The organism is Spiroplasma endosymbiont of Zeiraphera isertana (genome assembly GCF_964030805.1).
Taxonomy (GTDB): domain Bacteria; phylum Bacillota_I; class Bacilli_A; order Mycoplasmatales; family VBWQ01; genus Spiroplasma_E.
The window spans coordinates 2017314-2032486 of record NZ_OZ034965.1; the positions used below are offsets into that span (position 1 = coordinate 2017314).

Annotated in this window: 9 protein-coding genes and 1 rRNA gene; all 10 read right to left on the reverse strand. The window is 28.3% G+C overall.

Going from position 1 to position 15173, the window contains the following annotated elements; all coding sequences use genetic code 4:
• Positions 1-113: 113 nt before the first annotated feature.
• Positions 114-1635: ribosomal RNA gene (locus AAHM78_RS14080) — 16S ribosomal RNA — on the reverse strand.
• Between the two features lie 312 nt (positions 1636-1947).
• The gene (thrS, locus tag AAHM78_RS14085) at positions 1948-3882 is read right to left on the reverse strand and encodes a threonine--tRNA ligase (protein ID WP_342253606.1); all 1935 of its coding nucleotides are present in this window, start codon (positions 3880-3882) and stop codon (positions 1948-1950) included.
• 43 nt (positions 3883-3925) lie between these two features.
• Positions 3926-5332 (reverse strand): pyruvate kinase, encoded by a 1407-nt coding sequence (gene pyk / locus AAHM78_RS14090; protein WP_342253607.1) that lies wholly within the window; start codon positions 5330-5332, stop codon positions 3926-3928.
• An 18-nt stretch (positions 5333-5350) separates the two neighbouring features.
• Positions 5351-6403, reverse strand: coding sequence for an ATP-dependent 6-phosphofructokinase (locus AAHM78_RS14095; protein WP_342253608.1), 1053 nt, complete (start codon positions 6401-6403; stop codon positions 5351-5353).
• Positions 6404-6509: 106 nt separating this feature from the next.
• The gene (eno, locus tag AAHM78_RS14100) at positions 6510-7814 is read right to left on the reverse strand and encodes a phosphopyruvate hydratase (protein ID WP_342253609.1); all 1305 of its coding nucleotides are present in this window, start codon (positions 7812-7814) and stop codon (positions 6510-6512) included.
• Between the two features lie 119 nt (positions 7815-7933).
• Complete coding sequence (locus AAHM78_RS14105; protein ID WP_342253610.1) at positions 7934-10261, reverse strand: hypothetical protein; 2328 nt, start codon at positions 10259-10261, stop codon at positions 7934-7936.
• A gap of 29 nt (positions 10262-10290) precedes the next feature.
• Positions 10291-11217, reverse strand: a complete 927-nt coding sequence (locus tag AAHM78_RS14110) for a hypothetical protein (protein ID WP_342253611.1) — start codon at positions 11215-11217, stop codon at positions 10291-10293.
• 191 nt (positions 11218-11408) lie between these two features.
• The gene (gene gpmI / locus AAHM78_RS14115) at positions 11409-12944 is read right to left on the reverse strand and encodes a 2,3-bisphosphoglycerate-independent phosphoglycerate mutase (protein WP_342253612.1); all 1536 of its coding nucleotides are present in this window, start codon (positions 12942-12944) and stop codon (positions 11409-11411) included.
• Positions 12945-12961: 17 nt separating this feature from the next.
• The gene (locus AAHM78_RS14120) at positions 12962-14338 is read right to left on the reverse strand and encodes a hypothetical protein (RefSeq protein WP_342253613.1); all 1377 of its coding nucleotides are present in this window, start codon (positions 14336-14338) and stop codon (positions 12962-12964) included.
• Between the two features lie 41 nt (positions 14339-14379).
• A complete protein-coding gene (gene tpiA, locus AAHM78_RS17255) occupies positions 14380-15129 on the reverse strand; it encodes a triose-phosphate isomerase (RefSeq protein ID WP_425289814.1) in 750 nt (249 codons plus the stop codon).
• Between the last annotated feature and the right edge of the window lie 44 nt (positions 15130-15173).

Here is a 15173-nt window from a genome sequence, read left to right on the forward strand (position 1 = left end):
GCTCAGAGAAAACAATCCCTGAAAACTAAACAGAACAAAAGAAGTAATCCAATAAATCATCCATTTAATTTTTCTTGTTGTCTTGGTTTCTTATTAGAAACTAAACTCCATAGAAAGGAGGTGATCTATCCCCACCTTCCGGTAGGGATACCTTGTTACGACTTAACCCCAATCATCAACCCTGCCTTTGGCAGCTCCCTCCTTACGGTTAGGACACCGACTTCTGGTATTGCCAACTCTTGTGGTTTGACGGGCGGTGTGTACAAGACCCGAGAACGTATTCACCGCGACATTGCTGATTCGCGATTACTAGCGATTCCGACTTCATGAAGTCGAGTTGCAGACTTCAATCCGGACTGAGACTGACTTTTTGAGATTTGCTTGACCTCGCGGTTTAGCGACTCTTTGTATCAGCCATTGTAGCACGTGTGTAGCCCAGGTCATAAGGGGCATGATGATTTGACGTCGTCCCCACCTTCCTCTAGCTTACACTAGCAGTCTCCTTAGAGTCCCCAACTTAATGCTGGCAACTAAGGACAAGGGTTGCGTTCGTTGCTGAACTTAATCAAACATCTCACGACACGAACTGACGACAACCATGCACCACCTGTATCCTTGTTAACCTCTACTATATCTCTATAGCTTCGCAATGTATGTCAAGACCTGGTAAGGTTCTTCGCGTTGCTTCGAATTAAACCACATGCTCCACCGCTTGTGCGGGTCCCCGTCAATTCCTTTGAGTTTCACTCTTGCGAGCATACTACTCAGGCGGAGTACTTAATGCGTTAGCTACAGCACTGCCTCATGGCAACACTTAGTACTCATTGTTTACGGCGTGGACTACTAGGGTATCTAATCCTATTTGCTCCCCACGCTTTCGTGCCACAACGTCAGTAATAGGCCAGTTAGCCGCCTTCGCCACTGTTGTTCCTTCATATATCTACGCATTCCACCGCTACACACGAAATTCCACTAACCTCTCCTATACTCTAGTAATGTAGTTTCCAAGGCGGTTAGGGGTTGAGCCCCTAAATTTAACCTCAGACTTGCAAAACCGTCTACGCACGCTTTACGCCCAATAAATCCGGATAACGCTTGCCACCTATGTATTACCGCGGCTGCTGGCACATAGTTAGCCGTGGCTTTCTGGTAAGGTATGGTCGATACTAAAATCATTTCCTATTCTAGCACTTCTTCCCTTACAACAGACCTTTACAATCCGAAGACCTTCATCAGTCACGCGGCATTGCTCCATCAGGCTTTCGCCCATTGTGAAAAATTCCCTACTGCTGCCTTCCGTAGAAGTTTGGGCCGTGTCTCAGTCCCAATGTCGCCGTTCATCCTCTCAGATCGGCTACGCATCGTTACCTTGGTAAGCCATTACCTTACCAACTAGTTAATGCGCCGCATCCCCATCAATTAGCGAAGCAAATGCTCCTTTCATTATTTATCATTGCAAATAAATAACATATGCGGTATTAGCTGTCGTTTCCAACAGTTATTCCCCGCTAAATGGTAGGTTAGATACGTGTTACTCACTCGTTCGCCACTAAAGTATTGCTACTTTCGTTCGACTTGCATGTATTAGGCATGCCGCCAGCGTTAATCCTGAGCCAGGATCAAACTCTCAATAAAATTGTTTTTGTTAAAAGATGATGTCTGACTTATTTAATTTTTAATAAAAAATTGACGGATTAATTCTTGTTCTATTTAGTTTTCAAAGATCGTTTTTTCTAGTTTGTAACCCATTTATTTTCGGGCACAATAAGTATCTTACAGAAAACAAAACCCAATGTCAATGAAAATAATAGTAAAAATATAAATATTTTTTTCGTATAAAAAAAATGGTTTAAATTTTACTAATATACTTAGTAAAATTTAAATTGCTTAATTAACTAAAAAACCATTTAAGAATTAGAACCTTAAATGGTTTTTTAATTTTTATAGTTATATTTTATTCTCAACTTGTTTTGTTAATAATTTTAAAAATTCTGATAAGGTAACAATTTTACTTTCTTTTTGACCATACTGACGATAACTTAAATTATTATTTTCTATTTCCTTATCACCAATAATAATTTGATAAGGAATTTTTTGAGTTTGTGTTTCAACAATACGTTTGCCAATAGTTCTACTGCTAATAATTTCAGTTCGTAAATTATGTTGTTTACAAGTTTGCAATAATTTATTAGCATATTCTAAGGTTTTTTCTTTTTCATTTATTGGTAAAATTGCAATTTGCCTTGGTGCTAATCATAGTGGAAAAACACCTTTATTTTGTTCTAATAATGTGGAAATAAAACGTTCATATGTACCAATTAATCCTCGATGAACAATAACTGGATTTGTTTCATTATTATTTTCATCAATATAAGTTAAATTAAACTTTTTCGGTAATAAGAAATCGAATTGAATAGTAGATATTGTAATTTCATGACCTAATGCTGTTTTAATTTGAACATCAAATTTTGGTCCATAAAAAGCAGCCTCACCAATCATTGGTTTATACTCTAATTGTAATTCATCTAATACTTCACGTAATGCTGTTTCTGCTTGATTTCACATTTTATCATCATTAAAATATTTTTCTTTATCAGCAGGATCTCGTAAAGATAATGATAAATAATCAATTTTAATATTTAAAGTTTTTAAAACCTCAGCAATTAACTGATAACAACGTTTAAACTCTGTTTTCATTTGATCAAATCTAACAAAAATATGAGAATCAGTTAATTCCATACTTCTTACTCGTTCTAAACCGGTTAAAGCCCCACTTGCTTCATAACGATATAATAAAGCATGCTCACTTAAACGCAAAGGTAAATCTTTATAACTACGAAGAGCACTTTTATAAATCATACAGTGATGAGGACAAGTCATTGGTCTTAATACCAATCGTTCTTCTTCTTTTTTAATTGGAGTAAACATATTTTCACGATAATGATCTCAATGACCACTTTTTTTATATAATTCAACAGAACCTAAAACTGGTGTTGCTACTTCTTGATAATCTCACATAAATTCTTGTTTTCTCAAATATTCCTGCAAAACTTTTTTAATAACCATACCATTTGGTAAAAATATAGGTAATCCCTTACCACAATCATCATTAAAAGTAAAAATACTTAATTCTTTACCTAGTTTGCGATGATCACGATTTTTTCGTTCTTCAAGTTCATTAAGTTTATCTACTAATTTTACTTTTGAATAATCACAAATTCCAGAAATGCGCTGTAATTGTTTATTTTTATCATTTCCTAATCAATATGCACCAGTAATACTTAATAATTTAAAATCTTTTATTGATGAAGAATTATTAATAGCAACACCCGATGCTACTACTAAAGTCTTATTATCAACTAAATAAGAGCATTTTAATCCGTTAACATGATTTAATTTAATATATTCTAAAGCAAAAGGATTGTCTTTATGAGTTTTTAAAGATTCTTCTTTAGTTTGACAAACTCTTTTAATTTCAATATTTTTTATTAAAATTTCACGCATTTTCTCTTCAATTTTAATTAATTCATCATTAGAAAGTCGTTTTTCATAATCAAAATCTAAATAAAAACCATTATAATTAGTATTAGCAATCGTAATTAACGCTTGTGGATACATTAATTTAATAGTATGAGCTAAAATCATAGCACATCCATAATTTAAAATAGTTCATCCTAAAGCATCATCTTTTTTAATAAACTTGATTTCAGCATCTTCTTGAATTTCTCAATATAAATCTTTTAATTGTCCATTCAGAGTAAAAGCAATAATTGAAGAATCTATATTTTCATTTTCCTGTTTTAATAATTGATAACCAGTAATTGGATTTTCAATATTATAAGTCATCGTTTTGCCATTTAATTTAATTACATTAATTTTCATGTTTTACCTAATTCCTTTTCTAATTTACCTCAGTAGTACTAGGTTATTTAACAATAAAAGTTGTAAAAGGATTAGTATTATTATTAATATCTACTACTAATACTTTTGATTTAGTAGGGATTATATAAGTGCTACTAATGCTTTTAACTAATGGCGAAGAATTACTTAATTCTACTGGAATTCCTTCAGTTGCTAAAAAAGTATAAATTCCAAAGTTTATTGCAAATTTATTATAATCAATAACATTATTAACAATAGGAATTATATAAACTGGCAAATGAGCATTAGCAATAGTTCTAATATAATTACTATCTTGACTATTAGTAATTAAATATTGTGGTTTTTCTTCAATAATTTTTTTAATAGTTTTAGCAACCAATTGATCTTTTGTATGCAATAAATCAGTAGCAATTTTACTCTGTTCTTGATGACTTTCAGCATCAACAAGAATTTTACTCATTGTTGCAATTGATAACACAGGATAGTTACCATTAGCAGATTCACCCGATAACATTGTACATGTTGCTCCCCAATCCATAGCAACCCAAACATCAGTAACTTCAGCACGTGTTGGATGAGGGTTATCTATCATTGAATCTAGCATTTGCGTAGCAACAATTATCGGTTTGTTAACAGTACGACATTTTTTAATTCATTCACGTTCTAAAAAAGGAACTTTTTCAAAAGGAATTTCAACTCCTAAATCACCACGAGCAACCATAATAGCATCTGATTCTTTTAAAATTTCATCAAAATTATTAACTGCTAATTGTGATTCAATTTTAGCAATGATTTGAATATGTTTACCATCATTATCATCTAAAACTTTGCGGATTTCTTTAATATCAGCTGCTGAACAAACAAATGATGCAGCAACATAATCTACTTTTTGCTGACAACCAAAAATTAAATCTGCTCTATCTTTTTCAGAAATAAAAGGTAAAGACAATTTAACATTTGGAATATTAATAGCACGACGATCTTTAATAGTATGTGTATTTAAAGCTTGACAAATAACAGTATGGTCTTTAACCGCTGTAACCTTTAATGTTAATTTACCATCATCTACTAGTAAATTATCATTAACTTTAATATCTTTTGCTAAATTACCATAATTTACAGAAAACTTATCCGCAGTACCAATAATCTCTTTATTATCAATTATCGTAATAATTTCATTTTTTTTGATTTCTACACTACCTTTTGTAAAGGTATGTGTTCTAACTTCCGGACCTCTAGTATCTAACATAATAGCAACTGGTACATTTAATTGTTTAGATACTTCTCTAATCATTAAAACCCTTGCTAAATGTTCATCATGAGTACCATGAGAAAAATTTAAACGCCCACAAATTGAGCCATTTTCTATTAGTTGTTTAATAACATCAGCAGAATTTGAAGCAGGTCCTAAAGTAGTTACACATTTAGTTCTTTTTATAATTGATATCAAATTATTCACCTCTTTTTATTAAGTATTTTTTTTAAAAATAACTCCTGACAAACGTAAAATTTTATTAGCAACGTTATTTTTATTTATTGAAGGTGTGTTTAATGCATCTTGAATTTCAATATCTACTAATTTATTATCTTGCAATCCAATACAAATACTAGATTTATTACTATTTGCAAATCTTTCAGCAGCAAAAATACCCATCATTGTTGCTAAATAACGATCAAATGCACTTGGTGTTCCCCCACGTTGAATTTGACCCAATATTACTGCTCTTGTTTCACAATCAGTATCCTTTTCAATGATTTTAGCTATTTTATTAACATCATATTGACGTTCAGTTACTACTATTACTAATGAACGACGTTGTTTTTTAGTGTACAACTGTTTAATAATATCAATCAATGACTGTTCTCCAATTCCTAAATCTTTAGTTGCAACTAAATCACAATTTGCAGCAGCAGCACTGTGAAGAGCAAGATCACCACAATTACGACCCATTACTTCAACAATCATAATTCTTCCGTGAGAATTAGCAGTTTGACGAATTTTATCAAGATTTTCAACAATTGTATTAAGAGCGGTATCAAAACCAATAGTAAACTGACTTGAACTAATATCATTATCAATAGTACCTGGAATACCCACACATTGAATAGCTGCTTCATTACTTAATTTTTGCAAACCATTATATGTGCCATCACCACCAATAGCAATTAAACCTTCAATTTTTTTAGATTTTAAAATTTCAATACATTTTTTACGAGTTTCTTCTTGCTCAAATTCTCTAAAACGAGCAGACCCAATGATTGTTCCCCCCATCTCAGTTCCTAGATCAATTAAATTTGCTCAATTGTTATCAATAACGTGAATGTCATTTGTCATTATTCCTTTATAACCATTTTTTATTAAAACTAATTCAAATGGTCTTTTATCAGCAGTAGCAATTTTACTATTTTCATGATTTATACCACGAAAAGTCTTATATACTGCATTAATAACATTATTCATACCTGGTGAATCACCACCAGAAGTTAATATTCCAATTCTTCTTTTATTTAATTCTTGCATATTTAGTCATCCTCTCTTCTAATTACATTATTTTAGTGATAATTATTATAATTTGTTTAAAATTAAAAAGGATATCAGTAAATTTAACCATAAAATATGATTTTCATTAATTAATATTATAAAATACATCGTCACCTAAAAATTTAGCTTGATCTGCTAAATCGGCTTCAATTGTTAATAAACGATTATATTTTGCAACACGATCAGTTCTTGACATTGAACCTGTTTTAATTTGTCCGGTATTAAAAGCTACTGCTAAGTCAGCAATCGTTGTATCTTCAGTTTCCCCAGAACGATGAGATACTACTGCTGTTCACCCAGCTTTTTGACACATTTCAATAGCCTCCATAGTTTCAGTTAATGTTCCAATTTGATTTAGTTTAATTAATACTGAATTAGCAACGTTTTTAATAATTCCTTCTTTAATAATTTTTGGATTAGTAACGAATAAATCATCACCAACAACTTGGAATTTACCTTCTGATTTTTCTAATAATAATTTAAATCCTTCTCAATCACCTTCAGCCAAACCATCTTCAATTGAAATAATTGGATATTTTTTAGTTAAATCAACTAAATAATCTACTAGTTGCGCTGAAGTTAATAATTTTTCAGTATTTTTACTTTTACCATCTTTATTGCCAAAAACATATTTACCATTTTTATAAATCTCTGATGATGCACAGTCCATAGCAATTTTTATATCTTTATTTGGAGTATAACCCACTTTTTTAATACCTTCAACAATTAAATCTAATGCTTCTTCAGTTGATTTTAAATTAGGAGCAAAACCACCTTCATCACCAACCGCAGTAACTAAACCCTTACCTTTTAAAATACTTTTTAAAGCATGAAAAGTTTCGGCAGCCATTCGGATTGCCTTTGAAAATGTTTTAGCACCAACTGGCATTATTAAAAATTCTTGAAAGTCAATATTATTATCAGCATGAGCACCACCATTAATTACATTTAACATTGGGACTGGCAACTGACAAGCATTAGTACCACCTAAGTATGTATATAAGGGCACATATAATTCATCAGCGGCAGCTTTAGCAACTGCTAATGATACCCCTAAAATAGCATTGGCACCTAATTTTGTTTTATTTTCTGTTCCATCTAACTTAATCATTGTTTGATCAATTAATCTTTGATTAGTAACTTCCAAACCAATAATGGCTTCGGCAATATTTTCATTAATATTTTTAATAGCTTTCATAACACCAAGTCCACCATAAACTTTAGTATCTTTGTCTCGTAGTTCTAAAGCTTCTCTAGTACCTGTTGAAGCACCTGACGGCACTAAAGCAATCCCGTATCCACAATCTTCAGTTCAACATTCAACTTGAATAGTTGGATTTCCTCTTGAGTCTATTACTTGTAGTGCTCTAATATCAATAATGCAAGACATATTTGTTAATTCCTTCTTTCTTTAATATTTCACTAATTATTATACAGAAAAAAATATTGTTTAGAATCAAAAAAGCACAAATATTTTTTATTTGTGCTTCTAAAATAATGATGATTTAATTACATTTGTTGTTGTTGTGAATTTTGAGTTGTACTACTTGGTGATGATGTATCATTAACTTTAGCAGCAGTATCACTATTTCATGGTTTTGGAGTTACTCCATCATCCTCCGGTATTAAACTTTCGGGATTATTAAGAGCAGTAATTATTGCTTCCATTAATTCATCAGTTTCAATCGTTTTTTGATTAAAATTATTACCATTAGATAAATCTTTTCTGTTAATAGTTACATTTTGTTTTACTTCATCTCTATAAAAGATATAACTTATACTTTTAAAATTATCATCTTTATCAAAAGTTAAAGAAAAATCAACTTCATTTTTAGCTAAATATGATAATGCACGAATTTGTTCAGGACTAAGTTTCACTTCTGCTTTTAATGGAATTCCGAGTTCATCATTACATAAAACATAACATTTTCCATTAAAAATATTAAAATTAAAAGTTTTAATATTTTTTGAAAATAAGTTTGATTTTAAATCAGGTATTGGTCTTACTGTTCTTGTTTCTGATACTCTTACTTTTGCTTTCTGATTTATGATACTAAGTTGTTCTTTATCTTCATCACTTAACTTATTAGAGCAATTTACTTTTTTATTATTTTCATCAAAATAATATGCTCTTAAAAATTTTCCATCATACTTATTAAATAAAATAACAGTATTTGCATTATTATTTTTATCTATTAAATTTTTCAAAATATCATTTTCATCTTTTTCTAATTTTAATTTTTTATCCAATGTTTGCTCATCAGTTGTTATGTTTAAATCTCATAATTCTCTACTATTATCTCATTTTAAATTAATAACATTTTTAACGATAACTGGAGATAATTTTGTAGCTGATGGTTTTGGTGATATTACCTGTTCAGCAGCAGCTCTTGCCACTTTAACTTGTGATCCATTTTCTCCACAGTGAATACCCTTTAATCCATTAGGAAATAAATTATTATTTGCAAAACTTTTTCTTAACTCTAATAAAGAAAGTGTTCCAATACATTGTAGTTGATTTTGATCAGCAATAACCACTCATTTTTCTACTAAATTATTACTTGGATTTTTTGCAAAGTATACTTTTTGATACTTACCAGCAACTTCTATATCATTTCATATTTTTTTATTATCCCGAGAAAGTTCTTGTTCAAAAATTACATTTTCTGGATCTGATTTAGCATCTGATATTTTTATTTTACCATTTTCTATTACTAAACTGTACAAACCTTCTATGCTATTATTTTGTAATGTTTCAATGATATTATTTGTAATCGGTAAAGGTTCAGGTAACGCTTCTGGTGCAATAACTAAAAAACGCATAGCATCTAAATCAATTTCTTCTTGTTCTGCTTTAATAACAGATGCTAATCCAATATTAATTGTTGGTTCTATAGTAAATCCTAATTGTGGAGGAGTACTTAATGCTTTTAAATCATCAAATTGCTGGTCGGTTAAAGATTTAACTTTATGTGCTTGATATTTTACATTATCATATAATCGTCCTAAAACAGGTTTTTTTGTTATTTTATAGGTTTCTCAAAAAATTTCTCCATTTTCGTTAATCTTTTTATTTAAATAAAAAATATCATTATCAGCAATACTTTGAGCAGTTGTTGAGATTATAAAAGTATCATTTGGATCAGTAACATTTTTAATAAAAATTTCATTTCCTTGATGATAAATAAAATAGTCTTTTTCAACATTCACTAAGTTTAAATGTTTTTTAAAATCTTCGATCATTGTACTATTTGAAGAATAATCATAAATTTTATACTGTTCCACATCTCAAACTGGGTTTGGTTGTTCAAATGTATTTCGCAACTGCGGAGTATCTAATAAACTTTTAATCTTTTGATTAATTAAAACATCATTTTTTTTAAACAGTCCAGAATTTATAAAAATTTCATTAAATTTTAATAAATTTATATTTCCTAATAATCCTAATTCAGGTCTTATTTCACCTTCAGATTCATCAAATAAAATTTTATATACTTTAATTTTAGTATTGTCAGTTTCATCCTCAACGAAAACTAATTGGTCTTTTTTAAATATACTTTGATCATTTTGAATTAATGATTCATCACTAATAAATATAGTATTAACTAATGAACCACTATCAACAACAAATTTTCCATCTTGATTTAAACTAACTATTTTTTTTACTTTTAATGGATTAATATTGAAAGAAGAATTCTTCAAAATATTAAGTGTATTCTTTTTTGAATATAGGTCATCCTCTACTTCAATAGCAATATCTTCAACATCACTTATTTCTGATTGATATATACTTCTCATAATGTTTGTAAATCATTTAAAATTTTCCATTAGTAGCATTTTTATATTTTCTCCTTTAATTATTACATTTATGGTGTTGGTGTAGATAAAACCGACTTAACGTTTTGTTCTACTGGTTTTGATGGTGCTTCAGTACCATTAACTTCCTTTGCAGGAAAAGAATTATTACTTTGTACTTCTTTTTTAGGTGCAACAGAATTATTTTGTGAATGTTGTGAATGTAAAGAAGAGGCTGTACTAATTACTCTTTCAAGAGTATCAATTAATTTTTCATCAATTTTTATATCTTTCCTCTTATGAGTCTGGTTATCAATAATATATGCAAACAAAATCTTTCCATTTTTATCAACTTCAATATTTATACTACAATTACGAGGACATTTTTTGGCTACAAAGTTTTTAAATTCCTTAGCATCATTTACATCTACAGGAACAATTGTTTTGTTTTTATTATCAATAAACAAATAACACGTTCCATTTTCAGCAAATGATAATTTCATAGGCTCTTCAGATCTTTTTATAATATTAACATTAAGATCATCTAACTCTTCTTTATATTCTTCATTATTTAAATTATTGGATTCTGATTGAGTTTTTAATAATAATGCTGGTAATTCTTTTTTACCTAAATATTCAAGAATAATCTTATCATTTTCTTTTTTAGTTCGATATAAATGTACTAGAGAACTATCTAATTTTTCTTTCACTATTACTAGTTGTTGTAATTGATCACTATTAATTGCTAAAGGTGGTTGTTGAATAATACTAACATTTTCATCATTAGTATTTTTTACTAAACTTCCCTTTTCATCTACATATACAAGTTCAATAATATATTCTTTTAAACTACTATCTAATTGTGTTTTTATATCATCAATCTTAACTTCCAAACTATTTAAAGTTATATTGGGTGATGATTCATCTTTTTTAGAACTTAATGATTTTTGTAGAAAGTCATTAAGTTCTCGATATTCTATTGTTTCTGATAATGACATACTTTACCTCCATAATTTTTAATAAATTTATAGATTTCTAAAATAATATAGGAACTAAATATAATAAACCCCTTATATTTATTTAAAAAAATAAAAGGGGAAACACTATATTTAATTCATATGCCTATATTTTAATACTTTTATATTCTTAAAACAAGCACTTATCAATAAAAAGAAAAATCAATATATTTTTATTTAATAATTAAAGACTCACTGGTCATAACAGTTGGTTTAACTAAACCCAAAACGTCTAATAGCGTTGGAGCAATATTTGCTAAGCAACCACCTGATTTTAATTTTAATCCTGTTTTACAAATAATAAATGGTACTGGTTGCGATGTATGTTTTTTATTAGGATTATCCTCTTTATCAATCATGATTTCAGCATTACCATGATCAGCAGTAATCATTAAAATACCATTCACTTTTTTCATTGCTTGATACAATTTTCCAATACATTCATCAATAACATCAATCGCATCAATGGCAGCATTTAAAACACCAGTATGACCAACCATATCAGGATTAGCAAAATTTAAAACCATAACATCATATATGTTTTTAGAAATTTCACTTTCTAAACGAGTAGTAATTTCGCGAGCACTCATTTCTGGTTTTAAGTCATAAGTTGCTACTTTTGGTGAAGGAATTAAAATTCTTGTTGATAGTGGATATTCAACATCAACACCACCATCAAAAAAATAAGTTACGTGTGCATATTTTTCAGTTTCAGCAATTCGTAATTGATGATATTGATTTTTACTTAATCATTCCCCTAAAGCATCAAGCATTGATATAGGTGGAAAAATAACACCTTGTGGTTTAACACTTTTAGCATATTCCATCATTGAAATAAAAAAAGTATTTTTTAATGTGGGTATTTTCATACTAATATTAAAATCATATTTATTATTTGTTAATGCTGATGCTAATTGAATTGCACGATCAGGACGAAAATTAGCAAAAATAATGCTATCGTTATTCCTAATATTACCATTATTAATTTCAGAATTATAAGCAGGCATAATAAATTCATCATTACGACCAGCACTATATTCTGCATTAACATAAGCAATAGGATCAATAAATGAAGCACCTTCATGATTAACTATTACATCATATGCTATTTTTAAACGATCTCAACGTTTATCGCGATCCATAGCATAATATCTTCCTGAAATAGTAGCAAGCATACCAATGCCTAATTGTTTCATAGTTTTTAATAACTGTTCAATATAAATTTTAGAAATATCAGCTTTTGTATCACGACCATCTAAAATAGCATGAACATAAACATTCTTAAAATTTTGTTGTTTAGCAATTTCTAATAATGCTAAAATATGATTAATATGAGCATGTACTCCACCATCACTTAGTAAACCAATAATATGAACATTACTATTATTCTTTTTGGCATGATTAATTGCTGACAATATTGTTTCATTTTTAAAAAATGTTTTATCATTTATTGACTTATTAATTAATGTTAATGACTGATAAATTACTCTACCGGCACCAATTTGTAAATGTCCAACTTCAGAGTTGCCCATTTGTACTTCTGGTAAACCAACTGCAAGGCCAGAAGCTGAAACTTCAGTATGCGGATAAGTGTTTAATAAATAATCCAAATTAGGTTTTGTTGCAGAACTAATAGCATTAGTTGAACTAGATTTTGCAATACCAAAACCATCTAAAATACATAGTAATATTGGTTGTTTTGTTTTCATAAATTTCACCTCATATTTTATTTAATAACTTGTAACTGATGTTTAAAATTATCAGATTTAAAAATAGTAATCATTTTAGTAATAAAATCAGTAATACATTGATAATGAACAGTACTCAAAATAACAATATCTTTTTTAAAGACTATTTTAATAGATTGTTTTTTAGTAATTTTAGTAATTATTGTTTTTAAATCACAAATTGATTTTAAATCTTCACTTAATAAAATAACCATACTAGGATTATCACTAATATTATTAGAAAGAAATAAAATAGTATTACTACTATTAACTAATAAATTGTGTCCTTTAATTTCCATTAAATTATAATCTAATAAATCATTATTAAAAGAATAATGAGTAATTTTCAAATTATCAATGACTTCTGAATAATAACCATAAGCAAAAGTCTGTGATAAATTTTCTAATATATCTTGAGATACTATCCGCCATTTTGAAAATGACTTCAATAGTTCTTTATGAATTTTTTGTAATTGTCATAAATCTTGATAATTAGTAATATTAGTTATCGGTGCTATTGTTTGAATATTTTCAGGTTGATTAATTGCTCTAATTTTTTTATTAATAGCATTAATAGCAATAATGATTGGTTTTTTAGCATTAATAAAAAAGTTTTCAATTCGTTGTTTATTACCTGCTATTAATGTTATTTTTCGCCGATCTTTATTAGTTTTAATAGCAACAACTGCTATTTTTTGCAAATTAATAATTTCTTGTAATTCAACTTCATTAAATTTTTTTAAATAACTATATTCTTTTTTATTTTGCAATAAAATTAACTGTTCTAATGATAATTTTTGTTCTAATAAAGAATTAATGATAAATTCACTTTGCAATATTTGTTTTCTATTTATCTTTAAATTATTAAGAGCAACAATAAAATTTTGTTCAGTAATAGAAATAGAACTAAAATTAGAAGTTTTATAATTTAATTGTTTCATCAAACTATTTGTAAATAATTTAGCACCAATTTTATTATTAACTAATGATTGATGATGACTTTCATTGATAGTTAAATAAAATGGAATATCGTTAATAACGATTGGTCCACTATTAACCTTAACTAAATGAATATAAGTATTAGAAATAAGAGTATTATTAACATCAATTACTTCACCAGTAAAATATTCATTAGTAATAATACCTTTGTCACTAACAATACTATCACTACTAGGAGCAAAAATAGTTTTAGTACAAATAATAAAGCCAATTTGTTCTAATTGATTAGTGTCTTCACCATTTTTACTAAACAATGCTAAAATTTCTGACTTATTCCTAAAAGCATTGACAAAAGTGGTTGCCGGAAAGGCACGATGTTTAATTTTTTTTGTTAGTTTTGTTCACATACTTTTAATTTGTATCTTTGATAATTCCATGTTTAGTTAACTCCTTATTTTTATTAGTAATTTAAATAGAGTTAAATTAGTAAATCAAAAAAAGATTGTGGTACTAATGAAGCACCTCCAACTAATGCACCATCAATGTCGGGTTCAGAAAATATTAATTTAATATTATCGGGTTTTACTGAACCACCATACTGAATACGGACTTGTTCTGCAACATTTTTATTATATAATTCACTAATAAATTCACGAATCATTTTACAAACCGTTTGGGCTTGTTGAGATGTTGCTGTTTTACCAGTACCAATTGCTCATATTGGCTCATAGGCAATTACTAACTTAGCAATATTTTCTGCTTTAATATTTTTTAATGCTAACTTAATTTGATTTTTAATTACTTCATTAGTTTCTTTATTTTCATATTGGTTTAAAGTTTCACCACAACATAAAATTGGTATAATATTAGCATTAAATAGTGAATGTAATTTTTTATTTATTGTTTCATCTACTTCATTAAAATACATTCTGCGTTCAGAATGACCAATAATAACATGACTAACCATCATATCTTTTAGCATCTTAATTGAAATTTCACCAGTATATGCACCTTCGGTTTCATAATGACAATTTTGAGCTGCAATAATTAAAGCAGAAGTTTTATTCATTTTTAGTAAGGGTAAATTAGTAAAACTAGCTGCTATTCCATAATCATATTTAATATTTTTAGTTTTTATTAATTTATTAAATTCATTTAAAAAAAATTGAGTTTCTTCTATATTTTTATACATTTTTCAATTTCCAATAATAATCTTTTTACGTTTCATTTGTTTCTCCTTTAAGTTAATTTTTTTTGATATAGTTGGTTTTA